This window comes from Mucilaginibacter sp. KACC 22773 (assembly GCF_028736215.1).
GTDB lineage: Bacteria > Bacteroidota > Bacteroidia > Sphingobacteriales > Sphingobacteriaceae > Mucilaginibacter.
Genome location: NZ_CP117883.1, coordinates 2,217,650 through 2,243,291, shown reverse-complemented (window position 1 = coordinate 2,243,291; position 25,642 = coordinate 2,217,650). Strand labels below are relative to the sequence as shown.

Here is a 25,642-nt window from a genome sequence, read left to right as displayed (position 1 = left end):
CTGTTTATCCTTTATTCACCTGGTTAAACTGCTCAATCACAGCTACAGTAAAGCCTGGTAAAATATCCAGGTCGGCATCCCACAAATCTTTATTTTTTAATATGTTTTGAATTACAGCATCGCTATCCGGTTTTTCCCACACCTTTGCAAAATAGCCAGCCTGGCTATCTGTAACTTTATATTCCTCATTGTTGATGGTACCGGTATATTGCCCCTCATCCCCTGCCTTAACACGCATAAAACGGATAAAGGCGGCAAAACCCTTTGCCATGCATGCCGGTACTGTGTTGTTTAATTTATAATAGTTTAATAATAACGGAATAACACGCATTTTAATTTTAGTGGAGTATTGTACCGAGATGCTTAACCACTCGTGCCTGATATACGGATTGCGGAACCTATCCAAAACCTTGTTTGCAAAATCAGCAGCTACAGCATCGTCAATTTTATAGGGGATAGCAGGCCTGATCTCATCAAACACCAGCTGCGTAATAAACTTTGTAAACTGTGCATCATCCATTGCCTCTTTAACCGTTTTAAATCCCGATAGGTAAGCAAAAGCGCAGCACAGCGTGTGTGTGCCGTTTAGTAACCTTAACTTTAACTCCCTGAATAATTCAATATCAGGTGTTATTACCACGCCTTCATCCACCTGGCCAAATGATAATACTTCTTTTATTTTATCATCGCCCTCAATGGCCCACAAACTATAGGTTTCGGCCATAATACCAAGGTTATCGGTATAGCCATTCTTGCTCTCTAATTCATCTTTCGATGCATTATCCGGCCGACCAGGCACAATCCTATCTACCAATGAATTACAGAAACTATTGCTACTTTCCAGCCAATCCATAAAGTCGGGTTCCAGTTTGTTCAAATGGGCCAGCTCCAATACAATTGCTTCCAGTTTTTTACCGTTATCAACAATAAGCTCGGTTGGGATAATTACCAGACCGCTATCCGGGCTACCATTAAAAGCCATGTAACGCTCATACAAAACGGCTAAGAGCTTGCCGGGAAATGAAACCGGCGGATGTTTCCGCACATCTTCTTTTACGAGCTTAATGCCCACTTCGGTGGTGTTGGATATGATTACTTTTAATTTAGGTTTCCTGGCCACGTCCAAAATCTCGTCCCACTCATTAGCTGCCGAAAGCACCCTGCTTATTGCCGACGAAATCAGCTGCTCACTTACCTGCCCGCCGTTTACAATGCCTTTTGAATAAATGGTGTATAAATTATCCTGTTTACCAAAATCATCAACGGTACCGGTATCTGTCGACTTAACCACAACTACCCTTCCGTTAAAAATCCCTGCCCTGTTAGCTTTATCAATATAATAATCGGGCAATCCTCTTAATAATACGCCGGTACCAAACTGCAATACTTTTTCGGGGAGCTCAAACAAATGTTCGGCGGGCACTTCAACGCCTTCAACGTTTATTCTTTTAAGGTTATACTTTGATAAGATCATGTTTTATTGGGGTATTTATGATTATTTATTTTTTGATAAAATCTGCCTGGCCACCCAGCTTACCAGGTCGTTAGCGGCATTAATGTTTTCAAATTGCGGGGGCAGCTTCCGGCCATCTACATATTCGTTGTAAAACCATGGATCGCCTACAGCAAACACAGCCCCTTTGCCATATTTAGCGGTGGCAACTATGATATCATTTTTATTAATCAATTGTGCTACAGCCGGGGCGCTTATGTTTAATGTGCTAAGCTCCTTGATGTACACCTTTTTTGCTGTTTTAAATATCTTATTATCGGCCGGTATGTTTATTGCGCCCTGCTCAAACTCACGGCCGGCTACATGGTTAATGCTGTTTTTGTTAAAACTGATACCAAACTTTGCCATCAGCTGGTTAAGATGCGTAAACTCTGCATTACCAGTATCATTATTCAGCACCAATAAAACGCCTCCGTTTTTAACCCAATCGCTTATGGCTTTAATGTGAGGTTCGAGTATATATTTGGCCTGTGGGTTTTCTTTCGGAATATCCGGATCAACAATTATATACACTGCTGCTTTTTTCAGATTTAATGCATTGGGCTCCTCATTCAAAGTTTGTGTACGGAAGCCGTAATTATTAAATACCTGCCCAAAAAACGAAATGCCATTATTATCCCACTCTTCCCATTTATAGTGAAATGGCATTGTTTTGCCTGTAATATCCTGGCGGTGTTCGTCATTAAAATAGCTATCCAGCAAGGCTATTTTACCCTTGCCTGAGATCAGCGTTTTTAACTTTTCTATTTCTACACTGGCCAGCATAAAAGCGCCAACGCCCTTGATTTCATTGGTGATGGTTTTTACACCGGTATAATACTCATAGCTTCCATCACGGTATGGTTGCCCACCCACGCCAACAGCACCACAGGTTCCTTTTATATTTACCTGCCCGGCCGCATCCGTTTCAATAAACTGTTTTATAATGCCGTCATAGGCTTTTTGTGCAGGTTGCAAGTATTTTGAAGGCAGGTAGCCTTCCCGCACACTTTTAGCCAAAGCATATACAAACATACAGGACGCTGATGCTTCCAAATAATTCCCTTTTTGAGCGCCTTTGTCCAGCACCTGGTACCATAACCCGGTTTCTTTATCCTGGTAAGTAGTTATAGCCACGGCCAATCGGTTTAAAATAGCCAGCAACTGCGCGCGTTTTGGATGATTTAAAGGCAACTGGTCGAGCACATCAACCAGGCCCATAATATACCAGCCATCGGCCCTGGCCCATAAACATGCAGATAAACCCGTTTGGGGGTTAGCCCAGCGTTCTTTTTTGCTTTGATCCCAGGCATGGTACAACAGTCTGGTTTTAGCATCGCGGGCCATCTTCTCCATCAGGACGAACTGGCTGGTTATATCATCCAAATCACTCTCCTGGTGAAATTCCGTGGCATATTCTGCATAAAAAGGTTCGGCCATATACAGGCCATCCAGCCACATTTGGTTTGGGTACCGTTTTTTATGCCAGAAACCGCCTTCGGGGACACGGGGTTGCTTGTCTATCTGTTTACGTAACAGAATGGCCGCCTTGTAATACTTTGGGTTATTTAAAACCCGGTAAAGCATGATGAGGCTGCGGCCGGCTAAAATATTATCGAGGGTAAAATCATCCGCTTTATACGTGCGGATAGTGCCGTCAGTATTAACATACCTATCGGCGGCACGTTGTATGTAGCTAAAATACTCGCCGTTGGCGCTTTGCTGCCAAACGCTTTGCATTCCCTGCAAAACTATGCCCTGGTCGTACGACCAATTGCCACCGGGCAGCGAATCTTTCCAGATATGCATAACTGTGGCAGCCATGCGTTGAGACCAGGGCTGTTCCTGCGCCCGAAGCAATAATCCTTGCAAGAGAATGGCAAACAACAAAAAGATCTTCTTCATTTTTAAGGTTATTTTATGGATGAAACATCCCAGTTATCGTTGCCGGCCAGGATATTTTTTATAGTATATTTTTCAAAATCAGCAGCACTCAACGGGTGCGACCACAATACACGTCCTTTTACATCTGCCCCGTTACCTTTTGACTGGTATTCGGCAAAAAAAGCGGTTTTCTCGTTTTCGGGGTTACGCCAGTTATCCCAGCCTTCTTTGAGTATATGGCTGCCCATAATTGTATTAATGTAAACAGCTTTTGCATATGGGCGCCACGGACGGCCGAGGTAAACTTTATTTACGCTGGTATCTGCAGCGACAAGCGTACAATCAAAAAACACAAGGCCAAATTGTTGGCGCGGGGTTGTGGCGGGGGCTGTAATAAATGAGTTTTTAAGGCTATTGATAACACAATGCTGAAATACTGCTGTTGCTTCGCCAAAAATAAAATCGGTGGTACCTTCAATATAGCAATCTTTATAAAGCTGGCGGCTGCCTTCTGTAGCGGCATAAAGGGTATCCTGGTTACCCAGCAAACGGCAGTTGATCACGGCACACCTGTCGCCTTCAATATGTAGGGCTACGGCCTGTCCAACCTGCCCTGCAGCATTGGCTATGGTAAGGTTTTCGGCGGTAAAATCATTACCCTGTACTAAAACGGTGTATGAGGTATAAGTGGTGAAAGTATCCTTAGCAAAAGCATCCTTACCCTGCGGATTTGGCTTCCCTGAAAAATCGCTATTGGTGATGATGGTGTGCTCTTTATCCTCGCCAATTAAAGAGATCCTGGTTTTCCATGATGGGATAACCAGTTTTTCGTGATATACCCCTTTTTTTATAAAGATGGACACCTGTTGCTGCGACAGGTCGCGCACGGCGTTTACGGCCTCTTGTATGGTTTTATAGTTACCGCTGCCATCCTGCGCCACCGTAAAACGGTTGGGATAGGTAACAGCCTGTGCCTGCAGCATGGCAGGCATCATCAGGATCAATATCAGCAGGTATAATTTCCTCATTATTTTGCTGTTATAAGTGAGCTATCATCGGCACCTGGACCAAACTCCGCTTTATTTTTAGCCTTTGAGGCATCGGTATTTAACAACTGTACCTGCGCCGATTTTTTGCCTGCTATTTTAAGCAGTAATTGCGCCTGGTTATACCTTATGCCGCTAAGTATAATGCTGCTACCGTTTTTAATATTAATAAGCGGGCTGGTGTTTTCACACTCAAGGTGCACATTTTTCAGGCTGATGTTTTGCGCTTCAATAATATCAATACCATCGTTTGTTTTGAATATGCTGTTTTCAATGTGGATGCCTTTAATGCTCATTTCGGGCAGGCCCCGTATCATAATGGCTTTTTCGGCACCGTTGCAGGCTACATTGTTCGCATAAAAATTGCGGAACGCGGGTGTGGCTTCTGTTACCGGGAAATTTTCCTGGTCGTTAACCTCATCTGCTTCTCCGGGCGATTTGCCGCCGTAATACATATCAAAAAGTATAGCCTCATGAAGTATATCTCTCATGCTGATGTTTTTGATGAAAATATTTTCTACCACCCCACCTCTGCCACGGGTAGTTTTAAACCTTAGGCCGATGTCGGTACCAATAAATGTGCAATCGGATACGAAAATATTGCGCGCACCACCCGACATTTCACTGCCAATTACAAAGCCGCCATGCGCACGGTAAACAACATTGTTTCTTACAATAACATTTTCGGTTGGTTTGCCCCTTTTACGGCCCTCCTCATCACGACCGGATTTGATGCAAATGCCATCGTCGCCGGCATCAAATGTGCTGCCTTCAATCAGCACATTTTTACATGATTCCACATCAATTCCGTCACCATTCTGTGCGTTCCATGCGTTTCTTACACGCACATTTTGCACGGTAAGGTGTTGACACAACAAAGTATGAATATCCCATGCCGGTGAATTTTGAAGCGTAACACCTTGCAGCAAAACGTTTTTACAATTGGTAAGCACCAACATATTCGGCCTGAAAAAATCCTTCATAGCTTCATTATCCTTGATGGTTTTCCCTTGCCCAAGCACACCGGCACCCGGTGTTTTAACACCTTTCATAAAGCCTTCTGATGGATACCATGATTTGCCGTTTTCGCTTACAACACCGCCGCTTGCCACCAGCTTTTTCCATTCGTTTTCGGTAAGCCTGTCTTTGCCGATGGCACGCCAAACCTCGCCATGCCCATCAATGATTCCATCGCCGGTAATAGCAATATTCTGTAGATTGGTACCCGATATAGGCGACTCATTACGCACGGCGGAATGCCCTTCATAATTGCCTTCAATTAATTTATACTGGGTTTTATCATCGGTAAACTGGAGCAACGCCGCCCTGCTTACATGCAGGTTTACATTGCTTTGCAATACCAACGGCCCCGTTAACCATAAACCCTGCGGAATAAGCACTACCCCACCACCTTTTTTGCTGCAGGCAGCAATTGCTTTATTAATATTAACCGTATTTAATGTAATGCCATCGGGCTTTGCGCCGTAACTTAAAATATTAACGGTATCTTTTTTAAATACAGGTACATCTACATGGGGCAAATGCTGCCAAGAATACGGCGGGCCCTGTGCAAATGCAGTTAGTAAACCGGTCGCAAATAAGACCGCAACACTAAATGATACTTTTATTAACGACATGCTTTTATAGCTAATTTTTTTACGCCTTAATTGGTAGCGAATTAAAATAGGCAACGCTGCTGACGGCGCTATGTAAAATTCTTAAACAAGATTAACGGCTCTTAACTATAAAAAAAAGGAATTGACCAACTAAAACCACGCAATCGTTCCCAGTAACGTTTGCGTGATTTTAAGAGTTATGGGTAAACACGACAAAATCCCAGTTTTTACGATAACTTAGTCGTAAAATAATTTCTTAATATTTGAAAACGTTTGATCTTGCCGTAATTTGCACGATCAGAGAACCAAATTATGTTTGAATCCTATACCATTAAAGACATTGCAAAGGCTTTGGGCGTATCCACCTCCACCGTATCGAGGGCATTAAAGGGCAGCTATGAAATTGGCGCTGAAACTAAAAAACTCGTTCAGGAGTATGCCGAGAAGGTGAATTACCGCCCCAATCCTATTGCCTTAAGTCTTAAAGATCAAAAAAGCCATTCAATTGGTGTTGTGGTATGCGAAGTGGCGAACGACTATTTCTCGCAAGCCATCAATGGTATCGAATCTATTGCATATAACCTTGGTTACCACGTCATTATTACGCAAACCCACGAATCGTTTGACAGGGAAACAGTTAACGTACAACATTTGCTTTCAAGGCATGTTGATGGGTTGCTGGTTTCTTTATCTGCCCAAACCACAGATACATCGCAGTATAAATATCTTCATGAAAAAGGATTCCCTATTGTATTTTTTGACAGAATTGCCGCAGATATTGACACACACAGGGTTGTTGCTGATAATTTTAAAGGGGCATTTGATGCTACGGAGCTTTTAATAAAATCCGGATTTAAAAAGATAGCGCACCTAACCAATTCAAATAACTTATCGATAACAGTTGAAAGGCTCAACGGGTTTAAAGCCGCGCTGGATAAGCACGGCATCGAATTTAAACCTGGTTATTTAAAAAACTGCGAGCATGGCGGAATGATACACGATGAAATTGAATTTGCGGTAAAAGCATTGTTAGCTATGGATGACCGGCCCGAAGCCATTTTTATCGGCAGCGACAGGCTGACCATTAATTGCATGTCGATATTAAAAAAAATGGGCGTAAAAGTACCCGACGATTTGGCGCTGGCTGGTTTTACCAATTCGGATGTTGTTGATTTATTTGATCCGCCACTTACCGTAGTCCGCCAGCCTGCATTCCAGATAGGCCAAAAAGCAACTGAACTACTTATAAAAACCATTGAGAGCAAATGGCCCGTTGAAGAATTTACGACCGAGCGGGTGGATACACAGTTAATTGAAAGATTATCGTCGCAAAAATTAAAATAACAATCACTTTCTTATAAAATAAAACAAGTGGGAGCTCCGTTCGCTTCAAACCGACTTGCTTTTTGTATAAATGCAAAAAGCCCCGGGTTATCCGGGGCTTTCGCAAATAATATTTAATTAAAGACTATTACTTTTTGAACTGAACGCGACGGTTTAATACACGTCCTTCTTCAGTTGAATTATCAGCAATTGGCATGGTTTCGCCATAACCCTTAATTTTTACCTTCTTGGCATCAACACCAGAGTTAACCAGGTAAGTTTTTACCGAGTTAGCACGATCTTTTGATAAAGAAAGATTGTGAGCAGCTGTGCCTTCAGATGAAGCGAAGCCATCAACCTCAACTTTAGCACCAGATGCACGTAAGTCTGCAGATGTAGCATCTAATACAGGGTAAGATGAAGTGCGCAATACCGAGCTGTCAAATTCAAACTGGATGTTTGAGTAAGCGGTACCAACCACTTTACCACCAGCCAGCGTTGAATCTGGTTTAGGGAATACGATAACGCAACCAGAACCATCAACTACGCTGCCTGCAGCAGTACCTGGACATTTGTCAAACTGATCGGCAACACCGTCACCGTCCGAATCTTTTTTCAGGTCGTTAACCGCAGTTTCCACATTGGTAACGCGGCCTTTTAAAGCTTCAACTTCCTGGCGTAAAGCTGCATCGTATAATTCGTCATACATTTGAGCAACCGGGTTAACCCATGTTAGGTTCTGTTTGGTTTTCGGGCCAAAAGTATACTCTAAACCACCATAGGTATAAGAGTAGTGGCTAAACTGCGGATAGGTATGAATAGCGCCAAAGTTATAGCCCTGTACAAAGCTAATAGTGTAACCTAAATTTAAGGCTAACGCGTCAGACAGTCTGAACTTTACGCCTGCACCAACCGGAGCAAATAATTCTTTAATGGTTTTGTCGCCCCATGGATTAGTTACAGGGCTACCGCCAACGGGAGTATTTTCTTTAACTTTATACATATCTAAACCTAAACCGGCAGAACCATAAAAGTTAACACTGTTTTTGCGATGCAGGAAGCTAACGCTTGCAATGTTAAAAACACCACTAAGCGCAGCTGAATTAAACGAAGTTTTGTATTCGGTGTAGCCAAATTTTTCAGTGCCGTCCTTGTCAATACCATGCACTTTACCACCTAAATAATCTAACTGCAAGCTAAAAGTGTGTGATAATTGTTGTCTTAAATACACGCCATAGCCTAAATCAGCTTTAAATTTGTTAGTAGTGTTAATGGTAAACGGAACAAGCCCATCAGTAATACCGGCACTTACGCCAATGCTGAATGTGTTGTACTGACCAATGCCACCAAATACCTTGGCGGTAGAAGTCTCAGAAGACATTGTTGTAGTTGTTGTTTTGGTGGAATCGGTTTGGGCATTAGCCATACCTACAACCATCAAAGACGCAAACGATAATGCGACTGTTTTCTTTAATGTAGAGTAATTCATAGTTGTTTGTTGTTGTTTTTTTAAGCCTTCCAAAAGGCTTTATAATCACCTATAACTTTTTAAGAAGCAAATTGTTTCGAAAAAGGAAAATTGATTTATAGTTATGAAATTAAAAACACCTTTGGTTGAATTTTCATTTAAATAACTGGTCAACTAACCTTAACATTTTCTCGACCTATTTACCCCTTTTGTTATTTTGCTGTTTTGCAAAAAGAACGCCAAAAACAAAAAGTTGCACTTTTAAATTCAAAAAAATAACATATCAACAAGGGCCATGCGGCTTAAGTGCATAATTTTAGTTAAAAAAATAAGCTGATTGCAAAAAAACAATAAGCCCCCGATTTATTATTTTTATTTTAAGTACATAAACTGTCTATATTAGGATACATTATTTTCGTCATTCTGCAATCAGTTCCTTAATAAACGGCATTCCTGTCCTGAAGATAGTGCGGTGAGCGGTAAATTATCACAAGTCGGAGCAATATCAGGGTATAAAAAACGCCGGTATAATAACCGCGTTTCTGATTGCAGGAGGCAAAACTTGAAGCCGCTGCCTTTAAATTTTAATCAATAATACTTTTACCCTCTGTCTTTTCTATATTGATATCCCTGGCATTTTTTGAAGGCCTCGTTAATATGTGTCCCGATAAAATCTGGAAAGCAAAACAGGCCTTTCTTGTTCAGAAAAGGCCTGTTGAATTGTTATAAGATCAGTTGTATCATATTACACGGGTGAATCAAGCGGCTCCGGGTCGTTATATCCTGGAGTATCAAACGGAGAACGCTCTTTTTTAAATATAGCTGCACCAATAAGAGCTCCGATTACTCCCATTATAGCCGAAATGAAAACAGTGCTAACGGCACCTATCACCGCAAAGTATTTACGGGTTATGTTCAGTGCGGTATCAATTTGTTCCTGCGACATTCCTTTTGCCTCCAGTTGAGATTGTGTGGAGGCTACCATCTTTTCCACCATTTCGGGGCTTAATATGGCATAATATAAATAAAGAAATATGGCCGATAGGATACCTGTAAAAACGGAATACAAAAAACCCGACAAAAAACCCTCACCAAAAGTCATAAATCCGCCAAGTTGTTCTCTGTATTCTTTTTGAGCTAATAATAAAAAACCAAAGAAAGGAATCAGCCCTATGTACTTAACGGCAGAGTTGGGATCGAGATTTGAAAATTGAATAGCATACGTAATAATTATTGATGTAACCAGGCCAATTAGTGCCCATTTTATTGCCGGGGCAGATGGACTTGCTTTTTTTACTTCCATGAGATTGTAGGTTTATTTTTTTGTTTCTCTAAATTAACTAATATTTTAGAAATCAGCTAAGTCCGGCTAAATATATTTAATACACCTATTGGTAAATCATCCACATGTGTTGGCAATTGCACCAAATTAAAACAGGCCTCTCCGGGTGAGAAAAGGCCTGTAAAAATCATATATACTTATAAATTAAGCTGATGCATCATTGACTCATGAACTATATTGCTGTTGTTCATTTTTAAAAAATGCAGCGAAAATTAATGCTAACACAAACAGGAATATAATACTGATTCCTAATGATTGAATTTGCTGCCCAACCGTGATGTTTTTTTCTCCCTCTAATGCTTTTTTCATGTCGCTTATTTTAGCGTCCACATCCTTAGCATTTGCAGGATTTTCGGCTTTCAGTTTATTTAACGCGGTAATCATTGCTGTCTCAGTTTTTTGCAGCATATCAGGCTCAATAACTTTGGCAAAAACATTGTCTTTAATTATAAACACCAATAAGTACGAAGCAAAAAACATGATAAAAATACCGGTTGTTGCCTGCCGGACATTCCAGTACCCTCCTATCTTTTTTCTGAGGCTCATGCAAAACAAAATAGCTATCCCTATTGGCAATACATACGAAAACAGCACCGAGCCAACGGTCACTGTAACAGCTGTTTTTGCCACCAGTATCATAAAATAAAAATAAATGATACTTACAACAGACAACACCCCCCCCAAAATCAACCCGTTGATTAATCCTTGTACTTTTATTCTTCTGTTTATGTCTTCGCTCATGCTTGCGTGTAATTAAGGCAACCTAATTGTCTATTGAAAATTGATCAGGATCTCTAAAACAGCCATATCGAAATCAGCTTCCAATGCGTTTTCAGCTATAATAGCTTTTGCCTCCGGCGATGGATCGATATTCTGGAAAAAACACATTACCGGGTAAAACAGTTCGGCCAGCTCAGAATCTTCGGGCAGGCTGCTGGCTACATTGGCAATTTCTTCAACAGGGCTTTCCATCAATATCTGGTTAGCTATTATAGGCTCATAAATGCGGTACTCATCCTGAAACTCGTCTTCATCAACCAACAAAAATTCTTTTAAATAGTCTTCCAGTTCGGGCTCAATATCTTCATCTTCGCACTCGTTCAGGTACAGGAGCATGTTTAGCAGTTCGGTACCACGGTCAAGGGTCTGTTCCTCAATATCTTCCCATTCGGGGGTATCCAGGTAATCTTCTTCCAGCTTTTTAACATCAGCGCTAAAAAAGTTGATCATCAACAGATCAAAAAACACCTCGCGCAATACCTCCACCTGTGGATTATTGTCAAATACCTCGTCCAAAGCGTCAACTTTGGTCAGGAAATCTTCATCGGATATAAAAACATCCCCAAAATCGCCGGTTAGTACTGTTGCATCAAAGCTGTTATATTTAGAAAATGCCTCTAAGGCCGCCTGGAAGGCAGTTTCTATTTTTGGATCTATCATGTTTTTCTATTTAGATATTTGTTTGTTGTTAAATGTTAACAGCACTTTTCCTTTTAAAGTATCGCCAATAAAGGGCGAGTTTATTGATTTTGACATATTGCTCTTGCTATTATACTCCCACTCCGTATCAATATCAAAAAGCACCAGGTTGGCTTTTTCGTCTTCGGCAATTACAGGCACAGCTACCCCAAGTATTTCACGTGGATTGATAGCCAGTTTTTCTACCAGCAATTCAACCGGCAAGCCGGCCTTAAGCGCAAGCGGTAATACAGTTTGAAAACCTACCATACCATAAGCTGCCACTTCAAATTCCACATCTTTAAATTCGATTTCGTGCGGTGTATGCTGCGATACAATGGCATCAATTGTGCCGTCTTTTAAGCCTTTTATAAGCGCTTTTACGTCATCCCTGGTACGTAAGGGTGGCTTTACCTTGTATTGGCTATCAAAGCCCAATAATGCTTCATCAGTAAGTATCAAATGGTGTGCGGCGACATCACAGGTAACCTCCAGCCCCTTTCGTTTGGCTTCCCTGATAAGCTCTACAGAACGGGCAGTTGATATGGTACTGAAATGTATTTTGGACACGGTATACTCGGCCAGGTAAAGGTCGCGGGCTATCATCAGTTCTTCGGCCAATGAGGGGATTCCCTTCATGCCCAAGAGGGTACTGATTTCGCCTTCATTCACCTTGGCCTTGCCTGCAATAGCGGTATCTTCGGGATACGAGAATACCATCGCATCAAAACCTTGCGCATACAGTAAAGCACGTTCCATTAAACCGGCATCCTGCACGGGGCGGTTACCATCAGTAAAAGCTTTGGCACCGCTCAGGAACATATCATACATCTCGGCAAGGTCTTTCCCCTCCCGCTTGTGCGATATGGTACCTAAAGGGTAAACATCTACCAAATTACCTTTTGAACGGTTAATGAGGTATTCAACCTCGGCTTTGGAGTGCACCGGGTTTGCGGTATTAGGCATCATAGCCACGCCGGTAAAACCTCCGGCGGCGGCGGCTTGCGTACCCGATGCTATATCTTCCTTTGTTTCTAACCCCAATTCGCCTATATTGCAGTTTAAATCGAAAAAGCCAGGCGAAACGTATTTGCCTTCTGCTTCAATTAACTTAGCATCAGCTTCAATATCGTCAGCAATACGGGTGATAACTCCGTTTTCAATTAAAATATCGGCAATTTGTTGATGAAAGGGCGATCCGGGATCAAGGATAGTGGCAGATTTGATAAGCAAATTCATTAGCACCGCTTTAAGGATTTTTTGTTGATTAAACCGGGTGTTTTACTACCGCGACACCCGGTTTAAAATACCTGATGAGCACAATTTCGGCAGCCAGAAAAATCAATGCCAAAATTATACAAAGTTTCCATAATTGTGTACCTAAATTTGTTTCGGCAACAATACCTTTTAATGAGGCGTTACCTCCTGTAATTAAGGCGCTTGACTTTGGCATAATTTCTTTTAAAGCCGCGGCGTCGAGGTAACTCATATCCGATTCGCTCCTGTTATCGTTAAAAGCCAGCGCCGCCAGGGTGCTGTCTTGTTTTTTTAAAGTATAAATGCCGGGTTCATGTAATTGATCGGATACATACAACAACGTGCTACCCTCCTGCTGCCTTACATCTGGTATAATACTTTGTTCCCCCTTGCTCAATTTAAGCAATTGTTTTTCGGCGATTTGCACCGGCGGAATCTCTAAAGCCTCATCCTGCCCTAAAGTGTAAAAAAGCGGCAGGTCATGGCCGCTTAATAAAGCTATCCTGAACAATACCGGCACAAACAACGCATGCCGGGGCAAATTGCTAAATTCTTCATCTAAGGGAACAGCAGCTATGTAAACTTTGCCTTTGCCGCTGTTATAGCCGGCCCAAAAAGTTTGGCCGCCGGTAAGCGTCATCAGGTTATCGGCAACGCCATGGGCAGCACTTAACTGATAATATTTTTTTACCACCGGCAAATCGGGGTTTTGAGGAAAACTTTCAAATACATTTTTGAATACCGGGCTTTGGCGGTTAAGGCCGGATACCTTGTTTGCTTCGGTTATTAACTTTTCGGGGTAAGCGGCATTCATGCCCTGCAGGAACAGCCGGTAATTAGCCAGATCGGCATTGGCCGAGGGGAAAATCGCCAGCGTACCACCTTTGGAAACATAAGTTTTCAGCTGCTGCGCCAATCCGGTAGATATCGCTTTAATATCGCTTAGCACAATTAAAGGATAAGTGCTTAAAGCCCCATAATCAACATTACCCTCAGGCACGTTCCTGGTTTTAAAAAAAACATCGGCTGCAAAAACGGCTTTCAGGTATGGGTTGGCTATGCCTGCATCAATCAGCAAAACAGGCATCTGTTGTGCCACGTTAAAGCTGAAATAGAATTTATTATCAAAGGTAATGGGGTTATCCTGTAATTGCACTTCGCCCTGCTGCCAGCCTGCCTGCAGGCCCATAAACGACAAGGTATCGTTTTGTACAGCGCGTGCAGCAACGGTATAGCTGCCCAGTGCCTTTTGCTCGCCATTAATTAATACTTTTAAAGGGATCTTCTCTGCCTTTTCTCCGGCGTAATTGTGCAGGCGCACCACCAGCTTCTCACTTTCGCCGGGCCGATGGATGGCGCTGAGCAGCCAAACAGAATCAACAGTTACGTTTGAGAGGTTACCGGCTTTAAGCTGGATGAGACTGTAAGCGATACTACTATCGGCTTTCAGCGGCTTATCAGCCATGTTTTTTTGCAGATCAGATATAATATAGGCAGCTTTTGTAGTGCCGGGCCGGGCTAACAGTAAACTTTGCTGCCTGCCAATAATTTCCTGCAATTTTCGGCTTTGTGGGCTAATCTTTACCTGGTCTACCGCGTCATTAAACTCATCGCGGCTAAGCAGGCGCTGATGCTTGCCCTCAAAATCCTGCGTAAGCAATTGAAAACGATCATTTATATTGTATGCCGACGCTATCTCTTTAGCTTTTTGCCTGGCATCGTCCAATAATGAACCCTCGCGGTTAAGGGTTTGCATGGAGTATGAATTATCAACAAAAACACTCACTACATTTTGCCTGCCCGCACCCGCAGAATTTTGACCGGGGATAAAAGGCCTTGCAAAAGCCAGCACCAAAAAAAACAAAGCCAATAACCGTGAAGCCAAAATCAAACGCTCCTTTAAATTACGGCGGGACGATTGTTGCTCCTGTATCTCTTTTAAAAACTGAACATTGCTAAAATTAACCTTCTGAAACTTCCGAAAGTTGAACAGGTGGATAATTACCGGGATAGCTAACGTAAGTAATGCAAATAAAAAAGCCGGATAGATGAAGTGCATTTACAAATGAAGTGAAAAATGTGCAGATTTCAGATTACAGATGTGTAGATGTTCAAAAAGCAAAAATTGCCTCATGTATTTGGCATGAGGCAATCGTTTTATAATCATCTGTAAATCTGAAATTTGCAAACTAATCCTTCAAACATCATCTGCACATCTGTAATCTGAAATCTGCACATCTACAATTTCGGTTCATTATAAACCTGGAATTCCGCTATACTTGGCGCATTATCATAGGTTTCGATAGACATGCGTACTTTGTCGCCTTTTACCTGGGCAAAGCGGTTTACTTTAACGCGGCTTAGGTTCTCGCCTTCAAATATTGTTTTCCAGGTGGCACCATCAAGGTATTCCAGCTTGTATTTTTTAATGTTGGGTTTGCGTTCAAATATCACCACCGTGTTAAAAGGCTGGCCTGGTTTTAAAGTAACCTCGTACCATGGATTTTTTACCCTTGGGTTCGACTGCCACACGGTGCTAAAATCATCATCGTTGGCAAAATCCATAATCTCGGAGTCATCGCTCCAGCTTGAGTTGGCCGGCGCGTGTTTAGCCAGGTTGTGCGATACTATCGGCGGGCCTGTTTCGCCTAATTTGCCTACCGGGCCTTCATTTTTCCATAGCTGCCCTATTTGTTTTAAACCGGCAAGCGCGTTATCGTCCATCAAACCATCGGTGTTTGGCGCTACGTTCAGGATAAAGTTACAGCTGGCATTATTAAGCGGGATCAGGGTTTCATTAACAAATTTATTTACATCGCGGATTGGTGTTGTTGGGAAGTCTGTTTTCCAAAACCAGTTAGCCTGTATTGGCAGGCAAGCCAAGGCCGGCATTTTATTGGTTTCTTTTGATAAACGCTGGCCGGCACCCATTTCATAGGTTTTAATATCGGTGTAATACAAACCATCTCCCGGGTATTTGGCGCCGTTCAAATCCATCATCAGGCAGTTTGGTTGTAATGATTTTACCAGCTGATAGATTTCCTGGAAAGGGACATCGTCATAAGATATCCTTGACCATGGTGCATCCCAGCCGTCAATGATCAAAGCTTCTATCGGGCCGTAGTTGGTAAGCAACTCGGTTATCTGCTTTTTGATCATCTCGATATGCCTTGGCTGGATCATATTAGGGCGCAGTTTGTGATGTGTATCTAAAATAGAGTAGTACAGCATCACCTTTAAGCCTTCATCCCGAAAAGCTTTAACATACTCTTTAACCACATCGCGTTTCAACGGACTGTTCATCACATTGTAATCGGTGCTTTTGGTATCCCAGATGCAAAAACCACTATGGTGCTTGGTAGTTAAACAACCATAGCTCATATTGGCCGATTTTGCTGCCTTTGCCCATTGCACACAATCCAGTTTTTTAGGGTTAAACTCCGATGCGGGTGTTTCAGGATCAGGCCAGTCGGCGTTCTCGTAAGTTGGTATATTAAAGTGAATGAACATGCCGAAACGCAGGTCGACAAATTTTTGCTGTAATTCTGAAAGCGGCAACTGTTTTTTTGAAACGCTTTGAGCGTTTACATTGGTTACGCTTAAAATTAGCGCGGTTATTAAAAACTGGATTAATTTTGTTTTGGTAATACTGTTAATCATAGTTAGCTAAATTAATTTAGTAAGGTGTTTGAAGGTAGCTAAGATTGTTAAAAACAGGTAATTAAAATTGAATTCATATTGGCATATTATTCAACGATATTGACTATATACCTGATTAACTTACACCCTTGTTAATTTCACCGGAGCCGTATGATAAGCATTCCATTGGCATACATAAACATTTTTATCTTCATCAACACAAACGTCATGACCGTGCTGAAAAATGCGGCTCGACGCTTGTAAAGTAGGCTGTAAAACACCGTTTTTATACACAGGCGCGGCACCGCCCGGGTTTGATACCACTTTATTGTCTTTATCCAAAATGGTTACAAAGCCCGAATAATCAAACCGGTTACCGCTGGCATCCTTGCTCCAGCAAACACCGGCGTAAATATTTTGATCGTCAATTACCGCCCGGCAAACATACATGCCCGGCATATCGATACGCTTAATGAATTTACCATCCATGGTAAATACTTTAAAGCAGTTTTCTTCGCGCGAGGTACAAATGAGCGTAGGATTATTTTTGTCGCGCGTATCTACCGTGATGCCATGCGCGTTCACCAGGTTATGATCCTTATTGGCATTATTATGCCCGCCGAAATGACGGATATACTGCCCCTTGCTATCGTAATGAATAATATAATCCGATCCGTAACCATCGGCCACATAAATATCGCCGTTGGGGGCAACCGCCGTCTCAGTTGGTTTAAAGGGTTCATTATCTTTATAAACACCAATGGTACGTGGGTGACCAATGGCAAATATCAGCTTACCATCAACAGTGGTTTTAAGCACCTGCCCCGATTGCCCGTACGAGTTGCCTGTTTTATCAACTGCCCAGCCGCAGTCAGTCAACAGTAAAAAATCTTCGCCCCCTTCTTTGCTGATGGTTAGCCCATGGCCGCCTGGTAATGCGGTGCCCCAATAATCAAGCAGTTTGCCCGATTTGTCAAAAATGAGGATGTTGTTTTGGGTATGGTCGCCCAGCATGATCAAACGCCCCTTACTGTCCTGGACCATTTCGTGGCAATTGGCCAGCGGATGGCTGTTTACACTGATTTTTGCCCAGCCTTTGTCGGCTTTGTAGGTGTATCCACCCTGCCCTATGGTCTGGTCATCGGGTTGTAGGTCCTTGTGCAAAATAGCAAAACTATTTACCGGGGCAGCAGCCACCAGTGCCGATGCGATGGCCGAGTTTTTTATAAAATTCCTTCTTTCCATAATGTAATAGTATCAAGTAGTAAGTATCAAGTATCAAGACAGCTGCGGAACGCAGTCGACTTTTTCAATAGGTGCTTATCTGGTTAATAAAATAGTATCAAGTAGTTAGTATCAAGTATCCGAACAGCTTCTTAATGCGGTTGGCTTTATCATTGCTCAATTGGTTAAAACAAGTTCTAATATCTGATTTCTTATTTGTATGTACAAATAAAATATACCTGCTAATTATCAAATATTACATAATCAACAAAACCCCAGCTCCCGCGGGCTTTCAGCCCGTGGGCTATATAGTTTCAGCTTTCAGCCGAATTTAGGACGCAAACTTCTATCGCTTTATTGCTAATCTCGATATGCTGATCTTGTAGCTGATAGAAAACAATCCAACCAAATGTAGCTGATAGCTGCAAACATGATTAACCACGAGCTGGAAGCTCGCGGAAGCGGCGCAAACTTCTATCGCTTTATTGTTAATCTCGATATGCTGATCTTGTAGCTGATAGAAAAACAATCAACCAAATGCAGCTGAAAGCTGCAAACATGATTAACCACGAGCTGGAAGCTCGCGGCAGCGGCTTCACCCTTCTAAAATCTTACTACTTGATACTTACTACTTACTACTAAAAATGATACTAACTCAAAATATCCCTCACCACTTTTCCCTCCACATCGGTAAGCCTGAAACGGCGGCCCTGGAACTGGTAGGTAAGCAATTCGTGGTTGATACCCATCAGGTGCAGCAGTGTGGCCTGAAAATCGTGTACATGCACCGGGTCTTTTACAATATTGTAGCTAAAATCATCCGTTTCGCCATAGCTGATGCCGTGTTTTACGCCGGCACCGGCCATCCACATGGTAAAGCAGCGCGGGTGATGATCGCGGCCGTAATTATCGGCAGTTAGCTTGCCCTGCGAGTATGCGGTGCGGCCAAATTCGCCGCCCCATATCACCAGGGTATCGTCCAGCATGCCGCGTTGTTTCAGGTCTTTGATTAATGCAGCGGTAGCCTGGTCGGTAGCCTTACATTGGCCGGCTATACCCGATGGCAGGTTACTATGCTGATCCCAGCCCTGGTGGTATAGCTGCACAAACTTCACATCTTTTTCCAACAGTTTTCGCGCAAGCAGGCAATTGGCGGCATAGGTACCGGGGTCTTTACTATCGGGGCCGTACATGTCAAAAATTTCTTTGGGTTCGTTGGCGGTGCTCATCACCTCGGGCACCGATGTTTGCATGCGTGCAGCCATTTCATACTGGGCTATGCGGGCATCAACTTCAGGATCGGCATAGGCGGCGTTTTGCAGGTTGTTTAGTTTAGACAGGTATTCCAGCATTTCCTTTCTATCTGCCCCATCATAACCTTCGGGGTTATTCAGGAACAAAACAGGGTCTTTACCCGAACCAAACTGCACCCCCTGGAATTTGGATGGCAGGAAACCGTTACCCCATAGCCGGGCGTACAAAGGCTGGTCTTTAGGGGCGTTTTTTGAGACCAGTACAATAAAAGTAGGCAGGTTTTGATTATCCGACCCTAAACCGTAGCTAATCCAGGAGCCTATAGATGGCCTGCCCGGCAGCTGGTTTCCCGTTTGCAGGAAAGTTATAGCCGGATCGTGGTTTATTGCTTCGGAGTACAACGATTTTACAATACACAGTTCATCTACCACCTGGGCGGTAAAGGGCATCAATTCGCTCATCCAGGTTTGGCTTTGGCCGTGCCGGTTAAATTTACAAAATGATGGTGCCAGCGGCAGCACACTCTGGTTGGCGCTCATGCCGGTAAGCCTTTGCCCCTGCCTCACCGAATCGGGCAGGTTTTGGCCAAGCATGGCAGCCAGTTTAGGCTTATAATCAAAAGTTTCAAATTGCGATGGCCCGCCCGCCTGGAACAGGTATACTACCCTTTTGGCCTTCGGTGCAATTTGCGGCAGGGCACTCAAAATATCATCCTCCAGGCTGCCCGGGCGTTTAAGCGGGCTGCCAAAAACACTGTTGCCAAACAACGATCCAACGGCCAGCGCGCCCAAACCCAGTGAAGCTTTGGTTAAAAAATTGCGCCTGTCCATCTTCCGGTGAAGCTCATTAAACTCCGGCGTATGCAGCCTGAATTCCTCATCATGGTGAAAATCTGACATGGATATTTTATCTTTTGGTTAATGATGCATCTGAATTTAAAATGGCGCTGGCCACTACGGTATTGGCGGCTATTAAAGCGCCATCCAGCTTTTTATCTACCCGGTACTGGCCGGCGGTAAGCCAGCCCTTTTGTTTCTCGGGGTGTGTTTTAAACTTCTTGAGTTCTACCTGTTGCAGGGCCATCAACAGGCTTACTTCATCTGGCGTCGGGCTTCGGCTGGTTAGTTTGCGGTAGGCAGTAGTTATAGCTTGCTTACCATCAGCATTTCGGGCCATTTGTTCGCCCAAAACTTTGGCGGCCTCCACAAACGTAGGGTCGTTCAGGGTTACCAAAGCCTGCAATGGCGTATTGGTTTTTTGCCTGCGGATAATACAATAGCTGCGCGATGGCGCGTCAAACGTAGCAAGCGTTGGGTTGGGGACAGATCGCTTTACAATAACGTACAAACTGCGCCTGTACACCGCCTTCCCGGTATCCGGTGTGTAAGTGGTATTATTAATTTCCCATAAACCGGCAGGCTGGTATGGTTTTATACTTTTGCCGCCTATTTGGGTATTTAACAACCCGCTGGCAAATAAGGCATTGTCGCGAATCATCTCGGCAGGCATCCGGTACGCCGGGCCGTGCGACAGGTAACGATTTTCGGGATCTTTTTCAGCAGCCTCTTTAGTCGGCCGCGAATCCTGGCGGTACGTAGCCGACATCACGATCAGTTTGTTCAAAGCTTTCATATCCCAGCCCTGCTCAACAAAGGTTGTAGCCAGCCAGTCCAGCAGTTCGGGGTGGCTGGGCATTTCGCCCTGGTTGCCAAAATCTTCGCTGGTTTTCACCAGCCCGGTTCCAAAAAAGTTTTGCCACAAACGGTTTACCGCTACCCTTGCTACCAGCGGATTATCGGTATTTGTAGCCCATTGTGCTAAGCCGTACCTGTTTTTAGGCAAATCGGCCGCAAATGGCAGTATAGCTTCGGGCGTGTTGGGAAAAACCTGTTCGCCAGGCATATCGTAATTGCCGCGGTTAAGCAGGTATGAGTTTTTAGGCTTAGCCATTTCCTGCATTACCATCAACTCGGCCACATTTTCGGTCGAATCTGATAAAGTGGTGCGCAAAGCGGTTAACTTTTTTGTTTCGGCCAGCATCAGCGGGTCAACGGCGGTAACATAGTAGGCTTTTAGCTTACCAATATCATCGGCACCCAGGGCATCCTTGCTTTTTGCAGCCACCTGCTGCCAGCTATCCTTTTGCGCCAGTATTTTCACCTCGAAAGCGGTAAGGGTCCGGTTGTATACTACAACATCGTCTACCTTTCCATCTTTAAAACCACGCCCTCGTTCCCAGGCGCCAACCTGTAACCCGGGCTGGCTATCGCCCATAAATAAAATATCCTTGGTAAGCTGATCCATGGTGGTTTCCATTTTCATTTCGCTGCCATCCAGGTACAGTTTAAAACCATCCGCCTTTGCCGATCCATCATAGGTTGCCGTAAGCTGCATCCACCTGTCGCGAGGCACGTCATCAACCGTAACCAGGGTTATTGCATTTGAAGGCCCGGTGTGGGCCATGTTGAGTTCCAGCTTATTATTTTTGAGGTATAAATGATAGCCCCTAAAATTGTACAGCCGTTCGGAATTGCCTTTATGAAAAATAACACCTTCGCTTAACTGTTTAGGAATGTTAACCCAAATACCGATGCTAAAGGGCTGCGATTTGCGGAAGACGCCAATCTTATTTAAATCCAGCCAGGTATCACCATTCAAAGCCAATGCCTTGCCATCGCCCTTAGCCTCAAATAAAGGTGCATCGCCGGCCTGGCCGCCTTCGCGTTTCATAGTGCCCATATCTTTAGGGTTTACGCTGCTTGCCAGGTCGCCCTTATCAAAATTAAAACTGGCCTGTAAGCCATTAGCCGGGATTTTTTCAGTGGCCAGTTTTTTATATTCGCCATTGGCAAGCCATTTATCAAACTCAGCAGTAGCCTTACTTTCTGTTTGGGCTATCGTGTTTTTTTGCTGCGCGATGTTGTCATTAATAAAAGTAAGTATTTTTTCTTTTTGAGCCGTTGGCAGCATCAAAGTTGGCGTTGGCAAAGCATCGTCCCAGGATATTTGCCCGGCCTCTTTTACGTTATTAAAAAAGCTGAACAACTGGTAGTAATTCTTTTGCGATATCGGGTCAAACTTATGGTCATGGCATTTGGCGCAGCCTACGGTCATGCCTAATACCGCGCTGCCAAAGGTATTGGTACGGTCAATCACATATTCGGTTTGGTATTCCTCCTCAACAACGCCGCCTTCCATATTTTGCTGGTGATTGCGGTTAAAGGCGGTAGCAATGATCATATCTTTTGTTGGGTGCGGCATCAAATCGCCTGCCAATTGCCACTGGATGAATTTATCGTAGCTAAAGTTGCTGTTAAAAGCCTTGATCACCCAATCGCGGTAGGGCGACATATCCCTTATCCTATCTACCGTGTACCCATGCGAATCGGCAAAACGGGCGGCATCCAGCCAATCCACCGCCATTTTTTCGCCATAATGGGGCGATGCCAACAGGCGGTCTACCTGTTTTTCATAGGCATTAGGCGATGCATCTTTTAAAAAATCATCAATCTCTTTCAGCGTTGGCGGCAGGCCGGTAAGGTCGAGCGAAAGCCTGCGCAACAGCAATTCTTTATCAGCTTCTTTGGATGGCAGCAGGTTTTGCCGCTTAAGCCTGGCCAGCACAAAGTTATCAATAGGGTTATTCACAGCGCCTTCAACCACGGGAACGGCCGCCTTCACAGGTTTTACAAAGGCCCAATGGGGTTTATATACAGCTCCGGTTTTTATCCATTTTATAATGACAGCTTTTTCATAAGCCGACAACGTATGGTGCGATTCGGGCGCGGGCATCAGGTAGGTTGAATCGGTTGATAAAATGCGTTTTACCACCTCGCTATGTTGCAAGTCGCCGGGTTTAATGGCAACAACGCCTATATCATCGGGTACTTCGGCGTAGGCATTTGCAGCTATGTCCAGCCGTAAACCGGCCTTTTGCTTGTTTTTATCGGGGCCATGGCAGGCAAAGCACTTATTGGATAGTATGGGCTTTACATCAATGTTATAATCAACCGTTGGCGGCAAGGCATCGTATGCTTTTTGTACATCAGCGGGCAAGTCGACAGCCGATGAATAAAAAAACAACCCGCTGCCTGTTACCATTACGGCACTCAGCGTTACTAAAAAAGACCTCAGCATCATACAATTTATCAGGTTTGATAATCTGGATAAATCTACGCGGAGCCAGGGATTAAAAATTTCACAAAGGCCACATCAATTTGCACAAATCCGACTTTTTTGGGTTAATCTGACGATTAATTTATTAAATTGCATTCCCTTATAGGTATGAACAAAAGCATTTTAAGATCAACATTCAATTTACTGAATATTGACCATGTAGAACTAAACAAAAACTGGAACTACAAAAATGTTACCAGTACATTTTACCGGCTGTATTATATCGACGGCGGAGAAGGCGTGCTATATAATGCCGATAGCAGCATTAAACTGGAGCCAGACTATATATACCTGGTGCCGAGTTTTACCACCTGCAATTATTATTGCGACAACTATTTAAGCCAGTATTATATCTGCTTTGCCGAGGAATCTGTTGACGGCGCCTCGCTGTTTTCATCAAACCGTAAAATATTTAAGTTAAAAGCCGCCGATAATGCGCTGGCATGTTTTAAACGCATACTGCAATTAAACCCTAACCGGAGTTTGTATATATCCTACAATCCGAAAGTTTACGAGAAGCGGCCTGTGCAAAAAAACTTCGAGGAATTGAACCAGCTGATGCATGCATCGGCTTATATGGAAACCTATGGTTTGCTTTTGCAATTGGTATCGATGTTTTTAAAACCGGATGTTTTCTTGATGGAAGATAAAAGCATCATCCACTCCAAAATATCTGATGCTATCAATTATATACAAACCAACCTGCACCAAAACATTACGGTTGCCCAGCTGGCCAAACGCGCCAACCATAATGCCGATTATTTTTCGCGCCTGTTTTTTGAAAATACCGGCGAGCGGCCCTTAACCTACATTCAATCAAAACGCATTGAACGCGCGCAATTGTTGCTTACCACAACCAGTATGCCTTTTTATGAAATAGCCGCCGAAACGGGTTTTGAGAGCCTCGCCTATTTTTCGAGGGTGTTCAGGAATATTACCGGGCAAACACCCGGATCATATAAAAAAAACAGCCTGGTGATGTAGCGATATGGCTGATTTCGCTATTAAATGTTGATTAATGCAAATAAAATATTAGTTTTAAAACTGTTTGCCTAAACATCGGGCGCAAACTGAAAATTTGATTCTCTATGATAGGAATAGAACCTGCTGTAACCATATTTCTTACAACCCAACTACGCAAAAGTTTAAAAGACCGGGGCATCGTTAGCGAATGGGATAAATACCTTTTGTATGTATTATACGGCGCTGTGGCCGTAATGATGGGAAGCATTTTTCTTGAAAAAGAAGGGCTGATCAGGTGGTTTGGGCATATTCTTTTAGCATGGCTTATATCCCTACCGTTTACAAGAGAAGAGTTTAAGGCAAATCGCTCTATTATCAATTGGGTGCTGCCATTTGCGGTGGCCGTAATTTTTAGCGACCTGGTACGGCTGGTTGCATCCGGCTTTTATGACAAGCATAACGACCTTTTTGAAAACTCGGTAGGCTTTACCGTGCTCTGGCTTTTTGCCATGTGGTGGATAAACCGCAAGCAAGCCAAAGCGCTTGAAACAGAACGAATAAAGCGCCGCAATGAAGAAGAGCAGAACCGCATGATGGCCGCCATGAAAGTTAACCTGGAAAGCGAAGTAAAGCAACGTACCGCCGAACTAACCAACCAGAAGGAAGAACTGCAACACGCCCTATCCGAACTGAGAAGCACCCAGGCACAACTGGTACAGCAGGAAAAAATGGCATCGCTGGGCGAGCTTACGGCCGGTATAGCCCATGAAATTCAAAACCCGCTTAATTTTGTAAACAACTTTAGCGAAGTGAGTATCGAATTGCTGGATGAACTTAAAGATGAGGTATTAAGCAAGCTGCCCGACGATATTAAACAGGAAGCGGATGATATTATAAACGATATTACCCAAAACCTAACCAAAATAAACCAGCATGGCAAACGTGCCGACGCCATAGTAAAAGGGATGCTGCAGCACTCGCGTACCACTACAGGTAAAAAAGAACCAACCGATATTAATGCGCTTGCCGATGAATACCTGCGCTTAAGCTACCATGGTTTACGGGCCAAAGACAAAATGTTTAACGCTGGCATGAAAACCAGTTTCGATGAAAACATTGGTAAAATTGAAGCCATTCCACAAGATCTGGGCCGGGTACTTTTAAATCTGTTTAACAACTCCTTTTACTCGGTGGCCGAAAAGAAAAAGCAAAACATTGCCGGCTATGAGCCCACTGTAACGGTGGTTACCAAAAAATTACCAAACGCCGTTGAAATTACCGTAAGCGATAACGGAACGGGCATCCCTCAAAAGGTATTGGACAAAATATACCAGCCCTTTTTTACCACCAAACCAACGGGCCAGGGAACGGGGTTAGGCCTGTCTATGAGTTATGATATCATTACCAAAGGCCATGGCGGCGATTTAAAGGTAGAGACTGCGGAGGGCGAGTTTGCTAAGTTTGTGATCACTATTCCGGATGTAAAAGCCAATTAATGGC

General features: G+C 43.5%; 17 protein-coding genes. 3 read left to right on the top strand and 14 right to left on the bottom strand.

Annotation, left to right across the window (positions count from 1 at the left end; genetic code table 11):
* Positions 1 to 4: 4 nt before the first annotated feature.
* Genes PQ469_RS09725 through PQ469_RS09710 form a run of 4 tightly spaced genes read right to left on the bottom strand, consistent with a single transcriptional unit; the run spans position 5 to position 6,059 of the window.
* Positions 5 to 1,474: a tagaturonate reductase gene (locus tag PQ469_RS09725; RefSeq protein ID WP_274212780.1), complete on the bottom strand. Its 1,470-nt coding sequence runs from the start codon at positions 1,472 to 1,474 to the stop codon at positions 5 to 7.
* A gap of 21 nt (positions 1,475 to 1,495) precedes the next feature.
* Positions 1,496 to 3,397: a glycoside hydrolase family 88 protein gene (locus tag PQ469_RS09720; RefSeq protein WP_274212779.1), complete on the bottom strand. Its 1,902-nt coding sequence runs from the start codon at positions 3,395 to 3,397 to the stop codon at positions 1,496 to 1,498.
* Between the two features lie 8 nt (positions 3,398 to 3,405).
* A complete protein-coding gene (locus PQ469_RS09715; RefSeq protein WP_274212778.1) occupies positions 3,406 to 4,404 on the bottom strand; it encodes a pectinesterase family protein in 999 nt (332 codons plus the stop codon).
* Positions 4,404 to 6,059: a glycoside hydrolase family 28 protein gene (locus PQ469_RS09710; protein ID WP_274212777.1), complete on the bottom strand. Its 1,656-nt coding sequence runs from the start codon at positions 6,057 to 6,059 to the stop codon at positions 4,404 to 4,406. Before PQ469_RS09710 ends, PQ469_RS09715 begins: the two co-directional genes overlap by 1 nt.
* A 291-nt stretch (positions 6,060 to 6,350) precedes the next feature.
* Between PQ469_RS09710 and PQ469_RS09705 the strand changes: the two genes are divergently transcribed.
* On the top strand, positions 6,351 to 7,382 hold the full coding sequence (locus tag PQ469_RS09705; RefSeq protein WP_274212776.1) for a LacI family DNA-binding transcriptional regulator: 1,032 nt from the start codon (positions 6,351 to 6,353) through the stop codon (positions 7,380 to 7,382).
* Between the two features lie 127 nt (positions 7,383 to 7,509).
* Here PQ469_RS09705 and PQ469_RS09700 read toward each other — a convergent pair whose 3' ends face one another.
* The 10 genes from PQ469_RS09700 to PQ469_RS09655 all read right to left on the bottom strand — a co-directional run bounded on the left by PQ469_RS09700 (position 7,510) and on the right by PQ469_RS09655 (position 23,143).
* Positions 7,510 to 8,850: an OmpA family protein gene (locus PQ469_RS09700; protein WP_274212775.1), complete on the bottom strand. Its 1,341-nt coding sequence runs from the start codon at positions 8,848 to 8,850 to the stop codon at positions 7,510 to 7,512.
* Positions 8,851 to 9,574: 724 nt separating this feature from the next.
* Positions 9,575 to 10,132 carry a DUF4199 domain-containing protein gene (locus PQ469_RS09695; RefSeq protein ID WP_274212774.1) on the bottom strand — a complete coding sequence of 186 codons (558 nt, stop codon included), beginning with the start codon at positions 10,130 to 10,132 and terminating at the stop codon, positions 9,575 to 9,577.
* Positions 10,133 to 10,336: 204 nt separating this feature from the next.
* Entirely contained in the window at positions 10,337 to 10,912 is a 576-nt protein-coding gene (locus PQ469_RS09690) for a DUF4199 domain-containing protein (protein WP_274212773.1), read from the bottom strand.
* A 30-nt stretch (positions 10,913 to 10,942) separates the two neighbouring features.
* On the bottom strand, positions 10,943 to 11,611 hold the full coding sequence (locus PQ469_RS09685; protein WP_274212772.1) for a hypothetical protein: 669 nt from the start codon (positions 11,609 to 11,611) through the stop codon (positions 10,943 to 10,945).
* Between the two features lie 6 nt (positions 11,612 to 11,617).
* Positions 11,618 to 12,868, bottom strand: a complete 1,251-nt coding sequence (locus PQ469_RS09680) for a dihydroorotase (RefSeq protein ID WP_274212771.1) — start codon at positions 12,866 to 12,868, stop codon at positions 11,618 to 11,620.
* Between the two features lie 28 nt (positions 12,869 to 12,896).
* Positions 12,897 to 14,945, bottom strand: a complete 2,049-nt coding sequence (locus PQ469_RS09675) for a BatA domain-containing protein (protein WP_274212770.1) — start codon at positions 14,943 to 14,945, stop codon at positions 12,897 to 12,899.
* 179 nt (positions 14,946 to 15,124) lie between these two features.
* Entirely contained in the window at positions 15,125 to 16,546 is a 1,422-nt protein-coding gene (locus tag PQ469_RS09670; RefSeq protein WP_274212769.1) for an alpha-L-fucosidase, read from the bottom strand.
* A gap of 120 nt (positions 16,547 to 16,666) precedes the next feature.
* Positions 16,667 to 17,770, bottom strand: a complete 1,104-nt coding sequence (locus PQ469_RS09665) for a twin-arginine translocation signal domain-containing protein (protein WP_274212768.1) — start codon at positions 17,768 to 17,770, stop codon at positions 16,667 to 16,669.
* 629 nt (positions 17,771 to 18,399) lie between these two features.
* Positions 18,400 to 19,902: a DUF1501 domain-containing protein gene (locus tag PQ469_RS09660; RefSeq protein WP_274212767.1), complete on the bottom strand. Its 1,503-nt coding sequence runs from the start codon at positions 19,900 to 19,902 to the stop codon at positions 18,400 to 18,402.
* A gap of 7 nt (positions 19,903 to 19,909) precedes the next feature.
* On the bottom strand, positions 19,910 to 23,143 hold the full coding sequence (locus tag PQ469_RS09655; protein ID WP_274212766.1) for a DUF1553 domain-containing protein: 3,234 nt from the start codon (positions 23,141 to 23,143) through the stop codon (positions 19,910 to 19,912).
* Between the two features lie 144 nt (positions 23,144 to 23,287).
* Between PQ469_RS09655 and PQ469_RS09650 the strand changes: the two genes are divergently transcribed.
* Entirely contained in the window at positions 23,288 to 24,163 is an 876-nt protein-coding gene (locus tag PQ469_RS09650) for a helix-turn-helix domain-containing protein (protein WP_274212765.1), read from the top strand.
* A 104-nt stretch (positions 24,164 to 24,267) separates the two neighbouring features.
* Positions 24,268 to 25,638, top strand: coding sequence for a sensor histidine kinase (locus tag PQ469_RS09645; protein WP_274212764.1), 1,371 nt, complete (start codon positions 24,268 to 24,270; stop codon positions 25,636 to 25,638).
* Positions 25,639 to 25,642 lie beyond the last annotated feature (4 nt).